Source organism: Serratia rubidaea (genome assembly GCF_016026735.1).
Lineage (GTDB): Bacteria > Pseudomonadota > Gammaproteobacteria > Enterobacterales > Enterobacteriaceae > Serratia_B > Serratia_B rubidaea.
This window is the reverse complement of the sequence record NZ_CP065640.1, coordinates 2,156,038-2,177,270: the sequence shown is the minus strand read 5'-3', so window position 1 is coordinate 2,177,270 and position 21,233 is coordinate 2,156,038. Positions and strand designations below refer to the sequence as shown.

General features: G+C 61.2%; 22 protein-coding genes and 3 tRNA genes. 7 read left to right on the top strand and 18 right to left on the bottom strand.

Features of this window, described 5'->3' with window-relative positions:
- Positions 1–336 precede the first annotated feature (336 nt).
- The 9 genes from I6G83_RS10085 to I6G83_RS10045 all read right to left on the bottom strand — a co-directional run bounded on the left by I6G83_RS10085 (position 337) and on the right by I6G83_RS10045 (position 7,903).
- Positions 337–1,602 (bottom strand): NupC/NupG family nucleoside CNT transporter, encoded by a 1,266-nt coding sequence (locus I6G83_RS10085; RefSeq protein ID WP_174545398.1) that lies wholly within the window; start codon positions 1,600–1,602, stop codon positions 337–339.
- Between the two features lie 205 nt (positions 1,603–1,807).
- Positions 1,808–2,584, bottom strand: a complete 777-nt coding sequence (locus tag I6G83_RS10080) for a TatD family hydrolase (RefSeq protein ID WP_054307742.1) — start codon at positions 2,582–2,584, stop codon at positions 1,808–1,810.
- Positions 2,581–3,681 carry a patatin-like phospholipase family protein gene (locus I6G83_RS10075; RefSeq protein ID WP_054307741.1) on the bottom strand — a complete coding sequence of 367 codons (1,101 nt, stop codon included), beginning with the start codon at positions 3,679–3,681 and terminating at the stop codon, positions 2,581–2,583. Before I6G83_RS10075 ends, I6G83_RS10080 begins: the two co-directional genes overlap by 4 nt.
- Positions 3,682–3,691: 10 nt before the next feature.
- Positions 3,692–3,877: a CsbD family protein gene (locus I6G83_RS10070; RefSeq protein WP_071889366.1), complete on the bottom strand. Its 186-nt coding sequence runs from the start codon at positions 3,875–3,877 to the stop codon at positions 3,692–3,694.
- 57 nt (positions 3,878–3,934) lie between these two features.
- Positions 3,935–4,096, bottom strand: coding sequence for a DUF1328 domain-containing protein (locus I6G83_RS10065; protein WP_015670813.1), 162 nt, complete (start codon positions 4,094–4,096; stop codon positions 3,935–3,937).
- A gap of 105 nt (positions 4,097–4,201) precedes the next feature.
- The gene (osmY, locus tag I6G83_RS10060; RefSeq protein ID WP_054307740.1) at positions 4,202–4,837 is read right to left on the bottom strand and encodes a molecular chaperone OsmY; all 636 of its coding nucleotides are present in this window, start codon (positions 4,835–4,837) and stop codon (positions 4,202–4,204) included.
- Positions 4,838–5,336: 499 nt separating this feature from the next.
- Positions 5,337–6,926: a peptide chain release factor 3 gene (prfC, locus tag I6G83_RS10055; RefSeq protein WP_054307739.1), complete on the bottom strand. Its 1,590-nt coding sequence runs from the start codon at positions 6,924–6,926 to the stop codon at positions 5,337–5,339.
- 151 nt (positions 6,927–7,077) lie between these two features.
- On the bottom strand, positions 7,078–7,521 hold the full coding sequence (gene rimI / locus I6G83_RS10050) for a ribosomal protein S18-alanine N-acetyltransferase (RefSeq protein WP_015670809.1): 444 nt from the start codon (positions 7,519–7,521) through the stop codon (positions 7,078–7,080).
- Positions 7,466–7,903, bottom strand: coding sequence for a DNA polymerase III subunit psi (locus I6G83_RS10045; RefSeq protein WP_015670808.1), 438 nt, complete (start codon positions 7,901–7,903; stop codon positions 7,466–7,468). The genes rimI and I6G83_RS10045 overlap by 56 nt, the downstream gene beginning before the upstream one ends.
- A 388-nt stretch (positions 7,904–8,291) precedes the next feature.
- On the opposite strand from I6G83_RS10045, the gene rsmC reads away from it, so the two are divergent.
- The gene (gene rsmC / locus I6G83_RS10040) at positions 8,292–9,332 is read left to right on the top strand and encodes a 16S rRNA (guanine(1207)-N(2))-methyltransferase RsmC (protein WP_054307873.1); all 1,041 of its coding nucleotides are present in this window, start codon (positions 8,292–8,294) and stop codon (positions 9,330–9,332) included.
- A 321-nt stretch (positions 9,333–9,653) separates the two neighbouring features.
- On the opposite strand, the gene I6G83_RS10035 is transcribed toward rsmC, so the two are convergent.
- A complete protein-coding gene (locus I6G83_RS10035) occupies positions 9,654–10,649 on the bottom strand; it encodes an aldo/keto reductase (protein ID WP_054307920.1) in 996 nt (331 codons plus the stop codon).
- Between the two features lie 121 nt (positions 10,650–10,770).
- On the opposite strand from I6G83_RS10035, the gene I6G83_RS10030 reads away from it, so the two are divergent.
- The 4 genes from I6G83_RS10030 to I6G83_RS10015 all read left to right on the top strand — a co-directional run bounded on the left by I6G83_RS10030 (position 10,771) and on the right by I6G83_RS10015 (position 12,156).
- Positions 10,771–11,679: a LysR family transcriptional regulator gene (locus I6G83_RS10030; RefSeq protein ID WP_054307919.1), complete on the top strand. Its 909-nt coding sequence runs from the start codon at positions 10,771–10,773 to the stop codon at positions 11,677–11,679.
- Between the two features lie 140 nt (positions 11,680–11,819).
- A tRNA-Leu gene (locus I6G83_RS10025) sits at positions 11,820–11,906 on the top strand.
- 34 nt (positions 11,907–11,940) lie between these two features.
- Positions 11,941–12,027: transfer RNA gene (locus I6G83_RS10020), tRNA-Leu, on the top strand.
- Between the two features lie 42 nt (positions 12,028–12,069).
- Positions 12,070–12,156: transfer RNA gene (locus I6G83_RS10015), tRNA-Leu, on the top strand.
- A gap of 110 nt (positions 12,157–12,266) precedes the next feature.
- Here the strand turns inward: I6G83_RS10015 and I6G83_RS10010 are convergent.
- Positions 12,267–12,554: a DUF1435 family protein gene (locus tag I6G83_RS10010; RefSeq protein ID WP_015670803.1), complete on the bottom strand. Its 288-nt coding sequence runs from the start codon at positions 12,552–12,554 to the stop codon at positions 12,267–12,269.
- A gap of 240 nt (positions 12,555–12,794) precedes the next feature.
- Here I6G83_RS10010 and I6G83_RS10005 point away from each other — a divergent pair, with 240 nt between their 5' ends.
- A complete protein-coding gene (locus I6G83_RS10005) occupies positions 12,795–13,859 on the top strand; it encodes a GGDEF domain-containing protein (protein ID WP_054306958.1) in 1,065 nt (354 codons plus the stop codon).
- A 1-nt stretch (position 13,860) separates the two neighbouring features.
- Here the strand turns inward: I6G83_RS10005 and fucP are convergent, their stop codons facing one another.
- From fucP to I6G83_RS09970, 7 genes are read right to left on the bottom strand one after another with little or no spacing between them, the layout of a single operon-like run.
- Complete coding sequence (fucP, locus tag I6G83_RS10000) at positions 13,861–15,090, bottom strand: L-fucose:H+ symporter permease (protein ID WP_015670801.1); 1,230 nt, start codon at positions 15,088–15,090, stop codon at positions 13,861–13,863.
- 60 nt (positions 15,091–15,150) lie between these two features.
- Positions 15,151–15,507 carry an L-rhamnose mutarotase gene (locus tag I6G83_RS09995; protein WP_054306957.1) on the bottom strand — a complete coding sequence of 119 codons (357 nt, stop codon included), beginning with the start codon at positions 15,505–15,507 and terminating at the stop codon, positions 15,151–15,153.
- A complete protein-coding gene (locus I6G83_RS09990; RefSeq protein WP_054306956.1) occupies positions 15,504–16,280 on the bottom strand; it encodes an L-fucose dehydrogenase in 777 nt (258 codons plus the stop codon). Before I6G83_RS09990 ends, I6G83_RS09995 begins: the two co-directional genes overlap by 4 nt.
- Complete coding sequence (locus tag I6G83_RS09985; protein WP_054306955.1) at positions 16,264–17,115, bottom strand: amidohydrolase family protein; 852 nt, start codon at positions 17,113–17,115, stop codon at positions 16,264–16,266. The genes I6G83_RS09990 and I6G83_RS09985 overlap by 17 nt, the downstream gene beginning before the upstream one ends.
- An 11-nt stretch (positions 17,116–17,126) precedes the next feature.
- On the bottom strand, positions 17,127–18,404 hold the full coding sequence (locus tag I6G83_RS09980; RefSeq protein WP_054306954.1) for an L-fuconate dehydratase: 1,278 nt from the start codon (positions 18,402–18,404) through the stop codon (positions 17,127–17,129).
- 12 nt (positions 18,405–18,416) lie between these two features.
- Positions 18,417–19,262: a fumarylacetoacetate hydrolase family protein gene (locus I6G83_RS09975; RefSeq protein WP_015670796.1), complete on the bottom strand. Its 846-nt coding sequence runs from the start codon at positions 19,260–19,262 to the stop codon at positions 18,417–18,419.
- Positions 19,263–19,313: 51 nt separating this feature from the next.
- Positions 19,314–20,054 carry an SDR family oxidoreductase gene (locus I6G83_RS09970; protein WP_054306953.1) on the bottom strand — a complete coding sequence of 247 codons (741 nt, stop codon included), beginning with the start codon at positions 20,052–20,054 and terminating at the stop codon, positions 19,314–19,316.
- Positions 20,055–20,405: 351 nt separating this feature from the next.
- Between I6G83_RS09970 and I6G83_RS09965 the strand changes: the two genes are divergently transcribed.
- Positions 20,406–21,161, top strand: coding sequence for a FadR/GntR family transcriptional regulator (locus tag I6G83_RS09965; protein WP_054306952.1), 756 nt, complete (start codon positions 20,406–20,408; stop codon positions 21,159–21,161).
- Positions 21,162–21,233 lie beyond the last annotated feature (72 nt).

Genomic DNA, 21,233 nt, shown 5'->3' with positions numbered 1-21,233 from the left:
AGCGGACTTGGTTCCGTGAAGATAGCGCGGGGTAATCACTTCCCCGAGGGCAACTGAGGTCCTTCTCACCGCACATTAGGCTAGACGTGCAAACAGCCTGTAGTAACGATTAGAACACGCCGGTCATAGGCCGGGCCGCGTCCAGGTGTAAAAATCCAATAGGGGTAACGCTCTAACAGTTAGAGATTATATGTGAAAATAATCACAAAATAACGCGATATTGTTCACAGAATAACAAAAGCTTCACCGCGCACCCCGTCAGGCCGCGCCGGACGGGCTTTCTTCACCGCCGCCGGGCTGCGGCGGCGGCAAAGAAAAACGCTCTGCAAGTATAGTTTACAGCGCCAGGAAGAACCCGGCGATGGTCGCGCTCATCAGGTTGGACAGGGTGCCGGCCACCACCGCCTTCAGACCCAGACGCGCAATATCATGACGACGGTTCGGCGCCATGCTGCCTAACCCGCCCAACAGAATCGCCACCGAAGACAGGTTAGCGAAACCACACAGCGCGAACGAAATTATCGCCTTGGTGTGGGCGGACAGCACCTGCAGCCCGTCGGCGGTCACCGCCTCATCCGGACGCAGATAGGCGCCGAAGTTCATAAAGGCGACAAACTCATTGACGATAATCTTCTGACCGATAAAGGAGCCGGCGGTCATCGCCTCGCTCCACGGCACGCCGATCAGGAAGGCGATTGGCGAGAAGATCCAGCCCAGCAGCAGCTCCAGCGACAGCTGCGGATAGTTGAACCAGCCGCCGATGCCGCCCAGCATGCCGTTCAGCAGCGCGATCAGGGCGATAAACGCCAGCAGCATCGCGCCGACGTTCAGCGCCAGCTGCATGCCGGACGCCGCGCCGGAGGCCGCCGCGTCAATCACGTTGGCCGGGCGCTCCTCTTCGGCAATCAGCTTGGTCGCATCGTCCGTATCATGGGTTTTTTCCGTTTCCGGCACCATCAGCTTGGCGAACAGCAGACCGCCCGGCGCGGCCATAAACGAGGCGGCGATCAGGTATTCCAGCGGCACGCCCATCTGCGCGTAGCCGGCCAGCACCGAACCGGCCACCGACGCCAGGCCGCCGCACATCACGGCAAACAGCTCGGACTGCGTCATGGTGGCGATATACGGCCGCACCACCAGCGGCGCCTCGGTCTGGCCGACAAAAATATTGGCGGTGGCCGACAGCGACTCGGTGCGCGAGGTGCCCAGCACTTTCTGCAGGCCGCCGCCCAGCACGCGGATCACCAGCTGCATAATGCCGAGGTAATACAGCACGGCGATCAGCGACGAGAAGAACACGATCACCGGCAGCACGCGCAGCGCAAAAATAAAGCCGCCGCCGCCGAACAGTTCAAACATCTTGTCGGACACCAGCCCGCCGAAAATAAACGAAATGCCCTGGTTGCCGTAGGCAATCACATTGGCCACCCCTTCCGACATTCCGCCCAGAATGCGCCGGCCCAGCGGTACGTACAGCACCAGCGCGCCGATCGCGATTTGAATAATAAAGGCGCCGAGCACGGTGCGCAGGTTAATCGCCCGCCGGTTGCTGGAAAGCAGCACCGCGATCGCAATTAACACCGCCATCCCAATCAGGCTCATGATGAGTTGCATGCAAAGTATCCCTGTGGTGAAAAATAAAACAGATTCTGCCCGGCATCATTGTGGGCTAACTATTGGTAACGGAGCGGGATTATACTGAGCAATATTGCGCCAGACTCGTCTTACATCACAAATGTATACAAACAGGCGCAAACGAAAATCTTATAACGTGATGAGCATCACACTTTTACCGCTGTAACGGCGGTTACAGGGCAAACAGGGATTGGGTATTTTGCCAAAGCCGATCGGCAATCTGCTCGGGCGGTTCCGAACGCAGCTGACACAGCGCCTGAAACACCTCGGCGGCGCGTTCCGGGCGGTTAGGCTCGCCCTGGTGGCCGGCCAGCGGCATATCCGGCGCGTCGGTCTCCAGCAGCAACGCGCTGAGCGGCAGCTGCGCCATCACCGCGCGGGTTTTCTGCGCCCGCTGATAGCTGATGGTGCCGCCGACGCCGATAAAATAGCCCAGCCGCACAAACGCCTGCGCCTGCGACAGACTGCCGGCAAAGCCGTGCACCACGCCGCGGCGCGGCAGGTCGGCGCGGCGCAGCATGGCGGCCAGCGGGTCGTGGCTGCGGCGTGAATGCAGAATCACCGGCAAATCATGGCGCTTCGCCAGCTGCAGCTGGGCGCGCAGCAGCGTCTGCTGACGCTCGAACTGCGGCTCGGCCATGTACAGATCCAGGCCGATCTCCCCGACCGCCGCCAGCTTGGGCGGCCGCGCCGTCAGCCAGCCTTCCAGCTGCGCCAGCTGTTCGTCATGGTGCTGCGCGATATAGAGCGGGTGCAGCCCTAGCGCGGCGTACAGCGGCGGATAGCTCTCCGCCAGCTGCATCACGCGCGTAAAACGGTCGGCGGTGACCGAGGGCACGATAATGCGCTCTACGCCGGCCGCCGCCGCGCGCCGCAGGCTGTCCGCCTCGTGGCCGCTGAAGGGCGGGAAATCAAAATGGCAATGGGTGTCGGTAAACCGCAGGCTCACAGCGTCTCTCCCTTACCGTCCGGCAGCGCGTCCGGCGGCAAATGCATCTCCGCAGGCGCCAGCGCCGCCGGCTGCGTGATCTCGCTGACGATCGGCGACGGCATGCTCAGGCTTTCCGGCTGCAGCAGGCGCCGCGACAGCGGCCGCTTCACCGCCACGCCGTCGCCGCTTTCCGGCGTCTGCAGCCAGTGGCCGACGGTGGCCAGAAAATAGCGGCCGCAGCGTCGGCCGAGATGATAGTCGCGGTTAAGCGACGACAGGCGGCTGCCAAGCGCATTGCTCGCCAGCGGCTTCGGCGGGAAGATTTCGAAAATACGCAGGTCGCCCGGCGGTTTCTCAATAAACTGCTGGATGCGGTGATAGCTCTGCTCATGCTGCCGCATGATGCGCACCATCTGCTGCAGGCTGCTTTCGCTCAGCCACTGCTCCATCCGCTTCATCCACTGCGGCGTATAGTACATCTGCGACGGCACGGTGCGAATCACCACGATGGTGTCCGCGCCGCGGCGGTAGGCCTCCTCCACCGGAATCGCATCGCTGATGCCGCCGTCCTGATAGCTGACGCCGTCCAGCTCAACGCCCATGCGGTAAAAGCCCGGAATGGCGCTGGAGGCTTTAATCGTCGGCAGCCAGCTGGCGCGCCGGGCGGGGAAATAGGTTGGTTCGAAGTCGTCGCTGCGGCAGGCGCACATCAGGAACTCGCGCCCGTCGTGGAACTGTTTTTCCGCCGCGTCCATCGCCAGCGGCAGCTGCTGCGAGGTGATATTCACCAGCCAGTCGAGGTCAATCAGATGGCCGCCGCGCACAAAGCGCAGGGGATTAAAGAAATCGGCGGTGGTGGTATAGCGGGTGATCACCCGACGTGCGTAGCCCAGCTGTCCGCAGATAAAGGCGGAAAGGTTCTGCGCACCGGCGGAGGTGCCGATCATCAGTTCAAAAGGGTTGAAGCGGGCACGCTGGAACTCATCCAGCACGCCGGCGGTGAAAATGCCGCGCTGCCCGCCCCCTTCGCATACCAGCGCCAGTTTGCCCGGCCGGTATGGTTTATACGCCAGCGGCTCAATATTGCCGAGCGTAATGGGTATTCTGTAGCCCAACCCGGGTTCCTCAGTAAGACGTTTTTTCTGAGGATACCTCTTCTTGCTCTCTTCCGTAATCTTCTTGCAGTATGCCGGAGAGACAGTCGTTACTGCCGGTCAGCCATGCACAGTCGCTGCCGGAAAGTTCGGCCCAGGCCTGCCACAGCTGGCCTCTGAGCTGTTTCCAACGTCCGAGAATAATATCACTGTTCACGATCTGCCCTCCTACTGCCGGAAAAGGACTCAAGATTTGTTACACTTTGCCCGTCGGCTAAGGACGCCGGCGGCCGGTAAACAGGCTGATCAGGAACAGAATGATCCCAACCACAAAGACCACTTTCGCCGCCCAGGCGGCGGTGCCCGCCAGACTGCCAAAGCCCAGCGCCGCAGCAATCAGCGCAACCACCAAAAAGATAATGCCCCAACGAAACATAAGCCTCTCCTTACCGTAGAGGCGCAGCCTGCGCGCCCGTGATGAAACGCATCAAGGGGGCCGGATACCGGCCCCCTGCTGACAGAGTTCGCCGCGAAGGGCGGATTATGGTTTGACGGTCAGGTCGTTCTTCACGCTTTTCACGCCGTCAATCGCCTTGGCGATGCTTTCCGCACGCTCAGACTGCGCCTGTGACTTCACTTCGCCGGACAGCTGCACCACACCGTCGGTGGTTTCCACTTTCACGTTGCGGGAAGGCACGATGTCATCGGCCAACAGCTTGGCTTTCAGCTCCGTGGTGGTGGCGGCGTCACCGGCATAAGATTTCACCGACTGCTTGGCTTCATCTTTCACATGCAGCTTATCGCTGACGGATTTCACACCTTCCACTTTACCGGCCACGGCAACCGCCTGCTCAGCCAGCGCCTGGCTGGCGACAAAGCCGCTCAGCGTCACCACGCCTTTTTCGGTTTTCACCGAAATGTCGTTGCTGGAAATCGTTTTGTCTTCCACCAGCGCGCTTTTCACTTTTGCGGTAATCGCGCTGTCATCCATATAGCCGTCGACTTTCTTCATCGAACCGTCGACTTTTTGCATAGAGCTATCGATTTTGGCGCCAGTGCTATCAGCCACGCTGGATGCCTTATCGAGCAACGAACCTTCGGCCAGAGCGCTACCGCTCACCAAAACGGAACCCAATACGACAGCCATCATTGATTGTGCAAACTTGGTCTTTTTCATCGATCTCTTCCTTTTGTTGGTGAATCCCAAATGACTGCGGATTCTGTCGCCGCGATGCGCGCGGCTTTGATTCAGGGATACTTCACGATATCTGTTCGTTCGGCCATCCACGCCATGAATATTGCAACGGCCATGCCAACTTTATACAACCATTAAAAATCAATAAGATAACTATAACTGTCGAAAAAACAGGCTAAATACTGTCGCCATTTAACGACATCATCCTGACCCATCAGAGACACTTAGGTTAACTCACTGATTTTAAACCACTCAGGTTGTCTCCAATCGGCAACACCGCCGCATAAGACGCTGGTTTTTTAAGTAATCACAGAGATTTGGGCTATTCATTGCGCGATTATGCCCTGCTAAATATAGCGCATCAGGCAAAATCCGGCGGACGAAACGGCACAATCCGAAGAGCGGACAACGCGGGAAAGGATGAGAAAGGTTAATTAATAGCAGGCCCGGCCGCCAAAAGGCAGCCGGGCCGCGGCGGGCATCAGTGCTCGCGGGTTTTGCGGAAGGTGACGTCCGGATAACGCTCCTGCGTCAGATTGAGGTTCACCATGGTCGGCGCGATGTACGACAGGTTATCACCGCCGTCCAGCGCCAGGTTCTGCTCGTTCTTACGCTTGAACTCTTCGAACTTCTTCACGTCGTCGCACTCCACCCAGCGGGCGGTAGATACGTTGACCGACTCATACACCGCTTCCACGTTGTATTCGGTTTTCAGACGCGCCACCACCACATCGAACTGCAGCACGCCGACCGCGCCGACGATCAGATCGTTATTGGCGATCGGCCGGAACACCTGCACCGCGCCCTCTTCCGACAGCTGCACCAGCCCTTTCAGCAGCTGCTTCTGCTTGAGCGGATCGCGCAGGCGGATACGGCGGAACAGCTCCGGCGCAAAGTTCGGAATGCCGGTGAACTTCATGTTTTCACCCTGGGTAAAGGTGTCGCCGATCTGAATGGTGCCGTGGTTATGCAGGCCGATAATATCGCCCGGGTAGGCTTCTTCCACGTGCGAGCGGTCGCCGGCCATAAAGGTCAGCGCGTCCGAGATCACCACGTCCTTACCGGTGCGCACCTGGCGCAGCTTCATGCCTTTTTCATAGCGGCCGGACACCACGCGCATAAACGCCACGCGGTCGCGGTGTTTCGGATCCATATTGGCCTGGATCTTGAACACAAAGCCGCTGAACTTCTCTTCCGTCGCCGAGACTTCACGGCTGTCGGACTGACGCGGCATCGGCGTCGGCGCCCAGGACACCAGCCCGTCGAGCATATGGTCAACGCCGAAGTTGCCGAGCGCGGTGCCGAAGAACACCGGAGTCAGCTCACCGGCCAGAAACGCTTCCTGCTCAAACTCGTGTGAAGCGCCCTGCACCAGCTCCAGCTCTTCACGCAGCTGCGCGGCCAGCTCTTCGCCCACCGCTTGGTCCAGCTCCGGGTTATCCAGCCCTTTCACCACCCGCACTTCCTGAATGGTGTGGCCCATGCCGCTCTGATAGAGGTAGGTTTCATCCTTGTACAGATGGTAAACCCCTTTAAACAGCTTGCCGCAGCCGATTGGCCAGGTGATGGGCGAGCAGGCGATTTTCAGTTCGCGCTCGACTTCATCCATCACTTCCATCGGATCGCGGATATCGCGGTCCAGTTTGTTCATAAAGGTCAGGATCGGCGTATCGCGCAGGCGGGTGACTTCCATCAGCTTGCGGGTACGATCCTCAACGCCTTTCGCAGCGTCGATCACCATCAGGCAGCAGTCCACCGCGGTCAGGGTGCGGTAGGTATCTTCAGAGAAGTCTTCGTGCCCCGGGGTATCCAGCAGGTTGACCAGGCTGTCGCGGTACGGGAACTGCATCACCGAGGTGGTGATGGAGATGCCGCGCTGCTTTTCCATTTCCATCCAGTCGGATTTGGCGTGCTGGCTGGAGCCGCGGCCTTTTACCGTACCGGCGGTCTGGATCGCCTGTCCGAACAGCAGCACCTTTTCGGTGATGGTGGTTTTACCGGCATCGGGGTGCGAGATGATGGCGAAGGTTCTTCTTTTCGACACTTCGCGGGCAAATTCACTAGGAGACATGTTTTCACGTTTCTACGGTTAGTCCGCCCTGCGTCATCGTCATACGCCGTTGATGGCGTCAAAGCAAAGCGGTGAAATGAATATAATAGCGGGTTATTTTCGCTGATTTGCCAACCGGTGACAATCAACTTTCCCGGCTGGCGCAAACGGGCTAGCCGAGCGGCAGCGCCATCACGATCGCATCTTCGCGCCCGCCGGCGGCCGGGTAGTAGTTGCGGCGCACCGTGACTTCGTTAAAGCCCAGATCGTTATACAGCGCCAGCGCGCCGCGGTTGGAGGCGCGCACCTCCAGCCACAGCGTGACGACGCCGCGCGATTCCAGCTCGGCGATCAGCGCATTGAGCAGCGCGCGGCCATAGCCCCGGCGCTGATAGCGCGGATCGATGGCGATATTAAACAGCGTCGCCTCATCCAGCACGATCTGGGTAATGGCGAAGCCGGCCATCTGACCGTCGGCGTCCAGTTTCAGGTTAAGGTAGCGTTCCCCCTGATTGCTGGCAAAGGTGGCCTGCGTCCAGGGAAAGGCGTGGCTGGCCTGTTCAATCTTGAAGGCGGTGGCCAGATCGGCCGCCGTCAGGGTGGAAATGTTGTTCATGATGACAAATCTGCTGCCAGAGTGCGCGTTTCGCACCCGCATCGTGAGAAAGCTCGGCCAGCGCCGGGCTGTATAGCTGCGCGCCGGCCACCGCAAGCGGCTCCGTAACGCCCAGCCGCCAACTGTTGCATTCCGCGTCTTCCGGCAGCATCGCCGCCTGTTCAGGCGTCAGGCCGTAGGTTTGCGCCGGCGTCAGCCCCAGGCTGCGCAGCACGTCGCAGAACAATGCATCATCCGGCGCAGGCAATGACGCCGCCACCACCAACAGGCGCGTTTCCGCCGGCAGGCTGATCGCCACTTCGCCCTGCAACACGCCCGGGCGGCGCAATGTCCACTGCGTAATACCCAGTTGTTGTAACAGCCAGTCGCGTTGAGATGCCATGCCGATTCCTGTCAGGAGCTACCGTAAGCGCGCTATGCTAACAAACCCGCGCGGCCAACGCATCTGTCGCTTGAAGTATGACGGGTAAATTCGAGTTGCGGGAAAGCGGCAGGGGAAGGAGTCCCGATGCGCTGACTCCGGTCAATAACTCGAGTGACTCTCATCTGCAGCTCGAAGTATGACAGGGAGTTACCCTAAATAATTCGAGTTGCAGGAAGGCGGCAAGGGAAGGAATCCCGATGCGCTGACTCCGGTCAGTGATTCGGGTGACTGAGCGCAGCCAACGCATCTGCAGCTCGAAGTATGACGGGTAACGGGTATAAATTCATCGAACATCGCCACACAACCCTCTATAATCCCCCGCTTAATCTTGAGGAGCCAAAACCTGATGTCTGCATTAACCCCCGCCAGCGAAGTGATGCTGCGCCACAGTGATGAATTTACCGAACGCCGCGTACTGTTTGCCGGCGATCTGCAAGATAGCCTGCCTGCCCAGTTCGAGGCCGCGGACGTGCGGGTGCATACCCAGCAATATCATCATTGGCAGTTATTAAACCGGGCGATGGGCGACAACGTGCAGTTCGGCCTGACGGCCGACGCCGGGTTGGTGGCCGACTGCGATACGCTGGTGTATTACTGGCCGAAGAGCAAACAGGAAGCGCAGTTCCAGCTGTGCAATCTGCTGGCGCTGCTGCCGGTGGGCGCGGAAGTGTTCGTGGTCGGTGAAAACCGCAGCGGCGTGCGCAGCGCGGAACAAATTATCGCCGACCACGTGCAGCTGGTGAAAATCGACAGCGCGCGCCGCTGCGGCCTGTACCACGGCCGCATCGACAGCCGGCCGGTCTTTAACCTCGACGACTGGTGGCAGAGCTACGCGCTGCACGATCTGGAAGTGAAAACGCTGCCGGGCGTGTTCAGCCGCGACGGTCTGGACGTCGGCAGTTCGCTGCTGCTGTCCACGCTGGAACCGCATATGAAAGGCAAGGTGCTGGATATCGGCTGCGGCGCCGGCGTACTCGCCAGCGTGATGGCGAAGATGTCGCCGAAGGTGAAACTGACGCTGAGCGACGTCAACGCGGCGGCGGTAGCCGCCAGCCGGGCGACGCTGGCGGCCAACGGCATTGAGGGCGAAGTGCTGGTCAGCAACGTCTACTCCGATATCAGCGGCCGTTTCGATATGATTATCTCCAACCCGCCGTTCCACGACGGCCTGGCCACCAGCCTGACCGCAGCGGAAACGCTGATCCGCGGCGCGGTGAAGCACCTGCCGATCGGCGGTAAGCTGCGCATTGTCGCCAACGCCTTCCTGCCGTATCCGGATATTCTCGACGCCGTCTTCGGCAGCCACGAAGTGCTGGCGCAAAACGGCCGCTTCAAGGTGTATCAGGCGACCGTCGGCCGTCCGCCGCGCGTGGCGAAAAAGAAATAAACGCTTTGGGATAATGATGTCATGAAACATGGGCATCATTCTGTTTCTGTAAGTGATGTGTACGCGGAATTGCCGTAAACGTACGGCACTCTCCTGCTGCTTCCGTGAACGGCAATGGAAAACATGCTCACGCCCGCGCTTAGGCACGTTCTGCCTGTGCCGCCTCAACCGGACATCCTTGTCCGGTTGTCCCTGGCTCAGCTTCCTTGTTCGGCAGCCCGTGATGCGCGCTAAAGGTCAACACCCGAATCTGTTATCACCGGGTTACTTAACCTACGGTTTCCGTACTAGAAGCCAGATTCCACAAGGTCATTACGCTTATCAGCGGTTAACGTAGCCCATCGACTCCTGGCCGTAACGCGCCCCGGCTGCCGCCTGCTGCGGGAATACCGCCTCAATCGCCGCCAGCTCCTGCGCGCTCAGCGCCAGCGACGCCGCCGCCACGTTCTCCTCCAGATAGCGCCGACGCTTGGTGCCCGGAATCGGCACAATATGCTCGCCCTGCGCCATCACCCAGGCTAATGCCAGCTGCGACGGCGTAACGCCTTTGTCGTGCGCCAGCTCGCCGACCTTCTCCACCAGCGCCAGATTACGGGCGAAGTTCTCCCCCTGAAAACGCGGGTTGCTGCGGCGGAAATCGTCCTCGGCCAGATCTTCCGGCCGCTGGATGGCGCCGGTAAGGAAGCCGCGCCCCAGCGGGCTGTAGGCGACAAAACCGATGCCCAGCCGCGCGCAGGCCGCCAGCTGCCCCTGCTGCTCCACGTCGCGCGTCCACAGCGAGTATTCGCTCTGCAGCGCGGTGATCGGATGCACCTGATGCGCCCGCTCCAGCGTGGCCGCCGAGGCTTCGCTCAGGCCGATATGGCGGATCTTGCCTTCGCCGATCAGATCCGCCAGCGTGCCGACCACCTCTTCAATCGGCACTTCGGGATCCACCCGGTGCTGGTAGTAAAGATCGATCGTCTCCACTCCCAGCCGCTGCAGGCTGCCCTCCACCGCGCGGCGGATATAGTCCGGCCGGCTGCAGACGCCGCGCGCCTGCGGATCCGCCGGGTCGCGCACGATGCCGAACTTGGTGGCCAGGAACACCTGCTCCCGCTTGCCCTTGATCGCCTTGCCCACCAGCTGTTCATTGGTGTGCGGCCCGTACATATCGGCGGTATCCAGCAGGGTGACCCCCAGCTCCAGCGCCCGGTGCAGCGTGGCGATAGCCTCTTTTTCATCATAAGCGGTGGAGTAGAAATCGCTCATGCCCATGCAGCCTAACCCCAGAGCGGAAACGCTCGGGCCGTTGGAACCTAGTGTGCGCTGTTTCATCGTGTCTGCCTCGCGTTAGCTATTTTTCGTCACTGAGTGTGGTTGTTAGCGCCAGGAAGATAAATCATGCATATTGTTCATCACTGTTCAAAAATCGCTAACAATCACGACGGGGATAGGAATGGATCAGATTCAGGCCATGCGCGTTTTTACCCGCATCGTTGAGCTGGGCAGCTTCAGCCGCACGGCGGAGCGCCTGCAGCTGCCGCGCGCCACGGTCAGCAACGTGTTGAAGCGGCTGGAGCAGCAGCTGGGCGTACGCCTGCTGATCCGCACCACCCGTCAGGTGCAGGTCACCCACGAGGGCACGCTGTACTACCAGAGCTGTATTCAGCTGCTCGGCGCGCTGGAGGAGGCCAATACCCTGTTCCGTCAGCAGAAACTGCAGCCGTCCGGCCGGGTGCGCATCGATATGCCGCATTCGCTGGCGCGCGAAGTGGTGATCCCGGCGCTGGACGACTTCTACCGGCGCTACCCCGACATCACGCTGGCGCTGGGGGCCAACGACACGCAGGTCGATCTGCTGCGCGACGGCGTCGACTGCGTGCTGCGCGCCTGGAACAGCGAGGACGACACGCTGGTGGCGCGCAGTATCGCGCAGCTGCCGCAGCTCACCTGCGCCTCGCCGGACTATCTGCAGCGCTTCGGCACGCCGCGCTCGCCGGACGATCTGGCCGGCCATCAGGCGGTGGGCTACTTCTCGCTCAGCAACAATCAGGACTATCCGCTGGAATTCTGCCGCAACGGCCAGGTGGAGCTGCGCACGCTGCCCGCACGGCTGAGCGTCAGCGGCGCCGACGCCTACGCCAGCGCCTGTCAGGCCGGTCTGGGGCTGATTCAGGCGCCGCGCTACTCGCTGGCCCAGCGCCTGAGCCGCGGCGAACTGGTGGAAGTGCTGGCCGAAACCCCGCCGCCGCCGATGCCGCTGCACATTATGTATCCGCCCGGCCGCTTTCTGGCGCCGCGCGTACGGGTGCTGATTGACTGGCTGATTGAACTGTTTGCCGAGCGCCCGCTGCGCGATAAATAGACGAATGGCGGTCAGATGAAAGAAATATGACGCTTTTTACAGCGATCGCCCCAAAACACCGAAATAACTATTGACGTGTTCGCCAAAATCTCTAGAATTCGGCCCCGTGGTGACATTGCTGAAATCAATGTTTCTGGTATGCGAAGGTGGCGGAATTGGTAGACGCGCTAGCTTCAGGTGTTAGTGTCCTTACGGACGTGAGGGTTCAAGTCCCTCTCTTCGCACCAAATAACCACAAGATTTATATTGCACAGCATCTGTGCGAAGGTGGCGGAATTGGTAGACGCGCTAGCTTCAGGTGTTAGTGTTCTTACGGACGTGAGGGTTCAAGTCCCTCTCTTCGCACCACGCTGGTGATATAAATCGCAATCAAGCAGTAACATCGACTGTGCGAAGGTGGCGGAATTGGTAGACGCGCTAGCTTCAGGTGTTAGTGTCCTTACGGACGTGAGGGTTCAAGTCCCTCTCTTCGCACCAATTGATGTCTCTTCTCGTTGTTCCCCGCATAAAAAACACCAAGCAATAGCCAACAACAGCGAACACGCCCGTGCGTGGTTTTGTCGTTTCTGCTATTTGCCGCGCGCGGCTTACGGCGTCAGATCGAAATGCAGACTGACGGCGGCCAGGCCACCGGCCAGCGCCATGCAGGAAGGCAGCAGCAGATAGTGGCGCCAGCGGCTGTTAAACAGCATCACCATCGTCGCCAGCATGGCGATGGCGATCAGGCTGCGCAACTGCACCATATCCAGGTTAACCATCGCCAGCAGCGGCAACAGGGCGCAGGGCAGCAGCACGCCCCAGGCGCTGGATAAACGCTCCCCCAAACACCAGGTCACCCCCCACAGCCCACATGCGGTAATCATGGCGGCAATCATGACGGCTCACTCCGAAGTGATAATGATAACCAATATCATATAATACTTCTTCTCACCCTGCATCCCTTTCGCTAGCGACAGATGACAATCTGTTGGAAAAGTGATAATTTGACTTAAGAATAATCCTAATATAATAATTTTTTAATAATAACATTGGGAAATTATACCGCCGAGATACCTCATTAACGTTCGGGATATAATGACCTGCTGCTCAATGTCGACTGCACGGACAAACTAATAATGAATGCACGTTCTTATCAGGAACTGCTAAATAGCAAGCATCGATTAGCGATATTTCTATTCTTGCTAATGAATATAGCGTCTTCCCTTTTCACCCTATTAATGCCGTTGAAAAATACCCCGGCCGTTACGCCGCCGCTGTTCGGTATCCCCTTGTTTTGTCTGGCGGCGTTATTATTTACCTTACGCTCGCCAGGGAATTATATAAAACGGCTGGAGTTTTTCTCCTGCGTATTAGGTCTGCTGTGGGCCGGACATATTTATATGAAAAGCCAATACCTGCTGCCGAACGTACAAAACTATCTGATTATTAGTCTGTTCAGCATTTTTTTTATCAGCGCGATTACCCTGACCGACAATGTCATCGCCTTCTGCCTGCACGCCGTGCCCTCCGCGCTGACGATTCTGCTGCTCGATAACCAGCATAATACCCTGCGCATCCTGTTTATCAGCGTGCTGCCGATCATCGCCTTTTCCATCCACCATCTGATGCTGAAACGCAGTGAATCCTTCACCCACGCGCTGGTCGCCCGCCTGTATGAGGAGCGCGACAAGCTCAGCAACCTCAGCATGCTCGACCCGCTGACCGGCCTGTATAACCGGCGCGGGCTGGAAAACAAGCTGTCGCTGCTGACCACGCCGCACAACGGCCTGCACTTTGTGCTGCTGCTGGATATCGACCGCTTTAAAGCCTATAACGACCACTACGGCCACACCATGGGCGATCAGGCGCTGGTGAAAGTGGCCTGCGCCATCCGCGACGCGGTGCGCTCGCGCGATATCGTGGTGCGCTACGGCGGCGAAGAGTTTCTGGTGCTGCTGACCAACGTCAGTAAAGAGTACGCCGCCCAGCTGGCGGAGCAGATCCGCCTGCGGGTGCAGGCGCTGGCGATCCCACACGGCTTTAATCAGCTGGCCGCCACCCACGTCACCCTCAGCGCCGGTATTTCGCCGCTGGAGCAGTTGGACGTGGCGTCGGCCATCCGCGCCGCCGACAGCGCGCTGTATCAGGCGAAAAACAACGGCCGCAACAGCGTCCGGCTGGCGACGCCGCCGCCGACGTGAATCAGGCGCGGCGCTGGTGCATGCCGTACGCCAGCACCACGCCGAAACACAGCAGCGGCAGCCCGTAGGCCAGCGCGGTGCTGTAGCGGTCGGCGATGGCGCCCATAAAATACGGCATCACCGCGCCGCCGACGATGGCCATAATCATAAACGAGCTGGCGCGCTTGGTATGCTGCCCCATATTTTTCACCCCGAGGGCGAAAATGGTCGGGAACATGATCGACATAAAGAAGAACACTGCGATCAGCGCCACCACGGATACGCCGTCGATGCTCAGCATCACCACGCCGCACAGCCCGATATTAATCAGCGCGTAAACCGTCAGCAGCGTGGCGGGCTTCACCCGCCCCATCAGCCAGGTGCTGAAGAAGCGGCCGAGCATAAAGCAGATCATGGCGATCGACAGCAGGTAGGACGCGCGCTGGTTAGACACCTCCGCCCAATGCTCGGTGGCATAGTTGATAAAGAACGCGCCGACGCCGACCTGGGCCGCCACATAGAAAAACTGGGCGATCACCCCGCCGGTAAAGTGGCGCTGCCGCCACAGCCCCTGCGCCGCGGCGGCGTGCGCCGTCGGCGCCTGTTCCCGAATATCCGGCAGCCGGGTGCGGTGGAACAGCAGGGCAATCGCCAGCACCAGCACGGCAATCACCACGTAGGTCATTTTCACCGCGCCCTGATCGCCGCCGCCGTCGTTTTGCATCGCCGAGAAAAACAGCGTGCCGCCAATCATCGGCCCGATAAACTGCCCCAGCCCGTTGAAAGACTGCGCCAGATTCAGCCGCCGCTCCGCGCCGCCGGCGTCGCCGAGCACCGTGGCGTAAGGGTTGGCCGCCGTCTCCAGGCAGCCCAGTCCGCAGGCGATGACAAACAGTGCAAACAGGAACAGGGCAAAGCTGTTGGCCGAAGCGGCCGGCACAAATAACAGCGCGCCGACGGCATATAAACATAGCCCGACTAATATTCCCGCCTTGTAACCGCGTTTATCCATAAAATAACCGGCGGGCAGCGCCACCAGAAAATAAGCGCCGAAATAGGCCGCCTGTAATAATCCCGACTGCGCTTTGGTCACGTGCAGCGTTTCCTGAAAATGTTTATTCAGCACGTCCAATAATCCGTAAGATAAGCCCCACATAAAAAACAGGCTGGTAACCAGAATAAAGGCCCAGCGCAGATTGCTACGTGCGTTGGCGCCCGTCTGCGCAGGCGCAGCGGTTTTATCTGCAAGCATAATATTATCCCCGTGGTGTTAATTTGCCCGCCGCATGCGGTACGCGGCGGCGCGGCCTATTCATTGTTCGGTTAATGAGAATATCTGCTCCATCAGCACCCATTTTTCGCCCGCCGGCGTCCAGGGCGTCGCGACCTGATATTTCCACATCAGCGCTTCCCAGCGCTGAACATCGGGGTTTAATCGGCTGTCGCGGGCAAAACGTTCGGCGTCAAACCCGGCGCCGACCTCAACGATCATAAACAGCCGGGTGCCGAGGCGATAAATCTCCATCTCCAGAATGCCGTGCTGACGCAGATGCCCGGCAATCTGCGGCCAGATGCGTTGGTGATGACGCTGATACTCGGCAATCAGCACCGGTGAGTCGACCAGATCGAGCGCCTGACAGAAGCGCCGCCGCTGCCCCGCGCCGTTCACGTCAGCGCCCGGTCAAGGTGCAGATAGCCGCCGTCCACCGATAGCCACTGCCCGGTGGTATGGGACGAACGGCCGGAGAGCAGGAACAGCACGGTGTCGGCAATCTCCTGCGGCGTGGTCATCCGCTGCCCCAGCGGAATACGGGCGGTGATGGTCGCCAGCTGCTGCTGCGGGCTGGCGAAGGTGTCGATCCAGCGCTGGTACTGCGGCGTCATCACCTCCGCCGGCACCACCGCGTTGACGCGCACGTTACTGTTTCGCAGCGAGACCGCCCACTCGCGCGTCAGCGCCAGCACCGCGCCCTTGGCGGCGGTATAGCCGCTGGTGCCGCCCTGCCCGCTGAGCGCGGTCTTCGAGGCGATATTGACGATCGCCCCCTGGCTGTCCTGCAGCGCCGCCTGGCACAGGTGCGCCATCTGGTAGTAGTGCAGCAGGTTTTTCTCCAGCGAGCCGAGAAACGCCGCGCGCCCGGCCTCCAGCCCCACGCCGTCGTTCACGCCGGCGTTGTTCACCAGCCCGTCCAGCCGGCCGTAGCGTTCAAGCACCTGCGCCACCGCCTGCTGACAGTCGCTCTCGCGACACAGATCGGCCGTCACCACGCAGCTGCGCGGCTGCAGCGCCGTCAGCCGGGCGAGCAACGCCTCATCCGGCATCGCATTGGTGACAATCGCCGGCACCGCGCCCTCCTGCGCCAGCGTCAGCGAAATCGCCGCGCCGATGCCGGAACCGCCGCCGGTAACAATCACCACCTTATCGTCAAGATACAGATCCATCGTCAGACTCCGTTAAACCGTAAACCCGGCAGGCGGTGCCGCCCCAGATCGCAGCCTGCTGCGACGGACTCAGGGCGGCCAGCGCCTGCTCACACAGCCGGTAAACCTGCGGGTAGTCGCCCGCCAGCAGGCACACCGGCCAGTCGGAACCGAACATCAGCCGCTGCGGACCGAACGCCGCCAGAGCGGCCTCGAAAAACGGCAGCAGCTGCGCCGCCTGCCAGCGGCCGCCCGGCGCTTCGGTAATCAGGCCGGACAGCTTGCACGCCACGTGCGGCATCGCCGCCAGCGGCGCGATCTGCCGCGCCCAGTGCCGCGCGCCGGCGGCAATATCCGGCTTGCCCAGATGGTCCAGCACCAGCCAATGGTCATCATGGCGGGCGGCAAAGCGCGCCGCGTCGGCCAGATGGCGGTGCGTCACCAGCAGGTCGTAGACATAGCCCTGCCGCTGCAGCAGGCGCATACCCCGGTTCACCGCCGGCCGTTCCAGCCAGCCGCCCGGATCCGCCTCGTCCTGCACCAGATGGCGCACGCCGCGCAGCAGCGGATGGCGCGGCTCCAGCCGCTGCGCCAGATGCGGCGAGGCGATATCCAGCCAGCCGACCACGCCGCATACGCCGCCAAGCTGCGGCGCCAGCGCCAGCAGCCAGTCGGTCTCCCGTTCGCTCTGTCGCGCCTGCACCACCAGCGCGCCATCCAGCCGGTGCCGGCGCAGCCACGGCCGCAGCTGCGCCGGGCCGTAGTCGCGTTGCAGCACCGTCATGCCGTCGTCAATCCACGGGTAGTCGGCGGGCCGGTAGCGCCAGTAATGCTGATGGGCGTCGATGCGTAACATGCTGCCCGCCCCTACGCGCGAAAGCGGTACTGTTCGATCGAGGCCGCTTTCATCTCGATCGAATAGCCAGGCGCGCGCGGCGGCATATAGGCTGCGCCGCGGATCTCGCACGGCGTAACGAAGTGCTGATGCAGATGATCGACATACTCGATCACCCGCCCCTCGTGGGTGCCGGCGATGCACAGGTAGTCGATCATCGACAGGTGCTGCACGTATTCGCACAGCCCGACGCCGCCGGCGTGCGGGCAGACCGGCAGCCGGTATTTCGCCGCCATCAGCATCACCGCCAGCACCTCGTTCACCCCACCCAGACGGCAGGCGTCAATCTGCACCACGTCCAGCGCGCCGCGCATAATGAACTGTTTGAACACAATGCGGTTCTGGCACATTTCGCCGCCGGCCACCTTCACCGGCCGCACGCCGTCGCGGATGCGCCGGTGCCCCTCCACGTCGTCCGGGCTGGTCGGCTCCTCGATAAACCAGGGCTTGGCGAACGCCAGCTGGTTGACCCAGGCGATCGCCTCCTCCACTTCCCACACCTGATTGGCGTCGATCATCAAATGACGATCCGGGCCGATCGTTTCGCGCGCAATGCGCACCCGGCGAATATCATCCTGCAGATCGCGCCCGACCTTCAGCTTGATGTGGGAGAAGCCGGCGTCCACCGCCTGCTGGCACAGCCGCCGCAGCTTGTCGTCCGGGTAGCCCAGCCAGCCGGCCGAGGTGGTGTAGCAGGGGTAGCCGTGCTGCAACAGTTGCTCCCGCCGCTGCGCCTTGCCCTCCGCCCGCTCGCGCAGCAGCGTCAGCGCTTCCTGCGGCGTGATGCAGTCGGTGATGTAGCGAAAATCGATGCAGCGCACCAACTCTTCCGGCGTCATATCCGCCACCAGCTGCCACAGCGGTTTGCCCTCCGCCTTGGCCCACAGATCCCAGACGGCGTTAACCACCGCGCCGGTCGCCAGGTGGATCGCCCCTTTATCCGGCCCGATCCAGCGCAGCTGGCTGTCGCCGGTAAACTGGCGCCAGAACGCCCCCATATCGGCGGCAATCTCCGCCAGCCGCCGGCCGACGATCTGCGGTTCCAGCGCGCGGATCGCCGCGCAGCAGATCTCATTGCCGCGGCCGATGGTAAAGGTCAGCCCGTGGCCGCTCAGATCCGGCCGATCGGTCTCCAGGATCACATAGGCCGCCGAATAATCCGGGTCGGGATTCATCGCATCGGAGCCGTCCAGCTGCTGTGAGGTCGGAAAGCGGATATCCTCAACCCGCAGCGCGGTAATCGTCGTCATGGCATCCTCCCGTCAGGCCTGTACCGTGGTTTGTTGCTGCTCGCCCAGCCCGTCGATCCCCAGCCGCATCGTCTGACCGGCACGCAGGTAAACCGGCTGCGGCCGCTGTCCCATACCGACGCCCGGCGGCGTGCCGGTGGAGATCACGTCCCCCGGCTGCAGGCTCATAAAACGGCTCAGGTAGCTGATGATATGCGCGACGGAAAAGATCATGGTGCGGGTGCTGCCGTCCTGATAGCGCCGGCCGTCCACCTCCAGCCACAGGCGTAAATTCTGCGGGTCCGGCACCTCGTCGGCGGTCACCAGCCACGGGCCGGTCGGGCCGAAGGTGTCGCAGCCCTTGCCTTTATCCCAGGTGCCGCCGCGCTCAATCTGGAACTCGCGCTCGGAGACGTCGTTAATCACGCAGTAGCCGGCGACGTGGTTCAGCGCGTCCTGCTCGGCGATATAGCGCCCGCCCTGGCCGATCACCACCCCCAGCTCCACTTCCCAGTCGGTTTTCTGCGAACCGCGCGGGATCTCCACGTCGTCGTTCGGCCCGACCACCGCGCTGGTCCACTTGCTGAACACCACCGGCTCTGCCGGGATCTGCGCGCCGGTTTCCGCCGCGTGGTCGGCATAGTTCAGGCCGATGCAGATAAATTTGCCGATGCCGCCGACGCAGGCGCCAAGACGCGGCCGCCCTTCCACCCGCGGCAACGCCGCGATATCCAGCTGCCGCAGCCGGGCGAGGCCGTCCGGCAGCAGCGCCGCACCGCCGACGTCGGCAATATGCTGAGAAAGATCGCGAATATCTCCGTGCTCATCCAGCACGCCCGGACGTTCCTGCCCTACGGCGCCATAACGTAACAGTTTCATACAGTCCCCAATGTCAGAGAGAGATCGCACGCCGCAGCGGCGCGCAACGGATCAGTTGCTCCAGCCGCCGTCAATAATCTGCACGGTGCCGGTGGTATAGGCGCTGGCGTCAGAGGCCAGATACAGCGCCAACTGGGCGATTTCCTCGCTGCTGCCGATGCGTCCGATCGGCTGGCGCGCCACAAATGCCTGATACACTTCCTCTTCGCTGCGTCCCTGCTCGCGCGCCTGCTCGGCGATGCGCTGATGCAGCGACGGCGACGCCACCGTGCCGGGGCAGATAGCGTTGCAGCGGATGCCGTCGGCAACGTAATCCGCCGCCACCGATCGCGTCAGGCCGATCACCGCCGCCTTGCTGGCGCTGTAGGCAAAGCGGTTCGGCACCCCTTTCACGCTGGAGGCCACCGACGACATGTTGATAATCGTGCCGCGGCGCTGCGCCAGCATCGCCGGCAGAAACGCGCGGATGGTGTGGAACATAGCGCTGACGTTCAGATCGAGGGCGAACTGCCACTGCTGCTCGCTGCACTGCAGAATCGTGCCGCTGTGCACTACCCCGGCGCAGTTAAACAGCACATCGACCGTGCCCAGCGTTTCCGCCGCTGCGGCAATCGCCGCGCTGTCGGTCACGTCCAGCCGCAGCGGGGTGATGCCCGCCAGCCCCTGCAGCGCGTCGGTATTGATATCGCTGGCGATCACCTCCGCCCCCGCCGCGGCGAACAGTTTGGCGGTGCTGAGGCCGATGCCCTGCCCGGCGGCGGTAATCAGCGCGCGTTTCCCGGTGAGATCCATAGCAACTCCTTGGCTTAAAGGTCTAATGGTCAGGCCACTAAGGGCGGTTAAAGGTCAGGCCTTTACCATGACAAAAGACGCTTTACGCGTTATCGTTTGATGAGAAAGTAAATATACCCGTCATACTTCAAGCTGCAGGTGCGTTCAGTTACCCGAACCACTGACCGACGTAAGCGCATCGGGATTCCTTCCCTGGCCGCCTTCCTGCAACGCGAATTATTTAGGGCATAACAACGTTTTAAAACAACATTTCAATTAACTAATTTTTTACACCTGATTAACCAACACTCAAGCGGATTGAGCAATATTTGTGCGCTGAATCACTTAACGTCAACGTGCCGAAGGTGGAAAATGCCGATTACCCGACTGGAAAATCCAAGAATTTACAGACAGATAGCCGACCAGCTGAAGCGTCTGATCGAAAACAATGAATTTCCCCCCGGCAGCCGCCTGCCCTCCGAACGTGATTTGGCGCAGCAGCTGCAGGTCAGCCGCGCCTCGGTGCGCGAGGCGCTGATTGCGCTGGAGGTGATCGGCCTGGTGGATGTGAAGGTGGGCAACGGCGTCATCGTCAAAGCGCCGGCGGCGCTGGCGTCGCAGGAACCGGTGATGCAGCAGGCCGGCCGCGATCAGTGGGCCGATATCGACGACGAACTGAATATCGCGCTGGATTTCAACGCCGAGCTGCCGCCCTTCTCGCAGCTGCAGACCCGACTGCTGATTGAGCCGGAAACCGCCGCGCTGGCGGCCCGGCATGCCAGCGACGAGGAGCTGGCGGGCATCCGCGACGCCTACGAGCAGAACTGCCGCGACAACCGCGCCGGCTCCGCCACCCATCCCGGCGACCGGCTGTTCCATATCCGCATCGCCCAGGCCAGCGGCAACCCGGCCTACGCCTTTATCATCGCCCACCTGCTCGGCCACCGTTACGGCAGCATGTTCCGGGTGTTGCAGCACCACTACACGCCGGAGGATATGCCGCACCGCTCCGAACAGGAGCACCGGGCGATTCTCGCCGCCCTCGAGGCGCGCGACGTGCGCGGCGCGCGCAAGGCGATGAAGGCCCACCTGGACCAGGTGATCGCCATTTTTGCCCGGGCGCGCTAGGCCACAGCGGACACAGCGCAAACTTTACGCATCTGTGCACATTTTCCCCATGCGGCGAACGCGCGGGCGCAT

What these genes read in the sequence shown, in the direction of transcription:
- I6G83_RS10085 (WP_174545398.1), bottom strand. Translation starts at nt 1,602, where the DNA reads ATGAGCCTGATTGGGATGGCGGTGTTAATTGCGATCGCGGTGCTGCTT.
- I6G83_RS10065 (WP_015670813.1), bottom strand. Translation starts at nt 4,096, where the DNA reads ATGTTTCGTTGGGGCATTATCTTTTTGGTGGTTGCGCTGATTGCTGCG.
- osmY (WP_054307740.1), bottom strand. Translation starts at nt 4,837, where the DNA reads ATGAAAAAGACCAAGTTTGCACAATCAATGATGGCTGTCGTATTGGGT.
- prfC (WP_054307739.1), bottom strand. Translation starts at nt 6,926, where the DNA reads ATGTCTCCTAGTGAATTTGCCCGCGAAGTGTCGAAAAGAAGAACCTTC.
- rimI (WP_015670809.1), bottom strand. Translation starts at nt 7,521, where the DNA reads ATGAACAACATTTCCACCCTGACGGCGGCCGATCTGGCCACCGCCTTC.
- I6G83_RS10045 (WP_015670808.1), bottom strand. Translation starts at nt 7,903, where the DNA reads ATGGCATCTCAACGCGACTGGCTGTTACAACAACTGGGTATTACGCAG.
- rsmC (WP_054307873.1), top strand. Translation starts at nt 8,292, where the DNA reads ATGTCTGCATTAACCCCCGCCAGCGAAGTGATGCTGCGCCACAGTGAT.
- I6G83_RS10035 (WP_054307920.1), bottom strand. Translation starts at nt 10,649, where the DNA reads ATGAAACAGCGCACACTAGGTTCCAACGGCCCGAGCGTTTCCGCTCTG.
- I6G83_RS10030 (WP_054307919.1), top strand. Translation starts at nt 10,771, where the DNA reads ATGGATCAGATTCAGGCCATGCGCGTTTTTACCCGCATCGTTGAGCTG.
- I6G83_RS10010 (WP_015670803.1), bottom strand. Translation starts at nt 12,554, where the DNA reads ATGATTGCCGCCATGATTACCGCATGTGGGCTGTGGGGGGTGACCTGG.
- I6G83_RS10005 (WP_054306958.1), top strand. Translation starts at nt 12,795, where the DNA reads ATGAATGCACGTTCTTATCAGGAACTGCTAAATAGCAAGCATCGATTA.
- fucP (WP_015670801.1), bottom strand. Translation starts at nt 15,090, where the DNA reads ATGCTTGCAGATAAAACCGCTGCGCCTGCGCAGACGGGCGCCAACGCA.
- I6G83_RS09990 (WP_054306956.1), bottom strand. Translation starts at nt 16,280, where the DNA reads ATGGATCTGTATCTTGACGATAAGGTGGTGATTGTTACCGGCGGCGGT.
- I6G83_RS09985 (WP_054306955.1), bottom strand. Translation starts at nt 17,115, where the DNA reads ATGTTACGCATCGACGCCCATCAGCATTACTGGCGCTACCGGCCCGCC.
- I6G83_RS09980 (WP_054306954.1), bottom strand. Translation starts at nt 18,404, where the DNA reads ATGACGACGATTACCGCGCTGCGGGTTGAGGATATCCGCTTTCCGACC.
- I6G83_RS09975 (WP_015670796.1), bottom strand. Translation starts at nt 19,262, where the DNA reads ATGAAACTGTTACGTTATGGCGCCGTAGGGCAGGAACGTCCGGGCGTG.
- I6G83_RS09970 (WP_054306953.1), bottom strand. Translation starts at nt 20,054, where the DNA reads ATGGATCTCACCGGGAAACGCGCGCTGATTACCGCCGCCGGGCAGGGC.
- I6G83_RS09965 (WP_054306952.1), top strand. Translation starts at nt 20,406, where the DNA reads ATGCCGATTACCCGACTGGAAAATCCAAGAATTTACAGACAGATAGCC.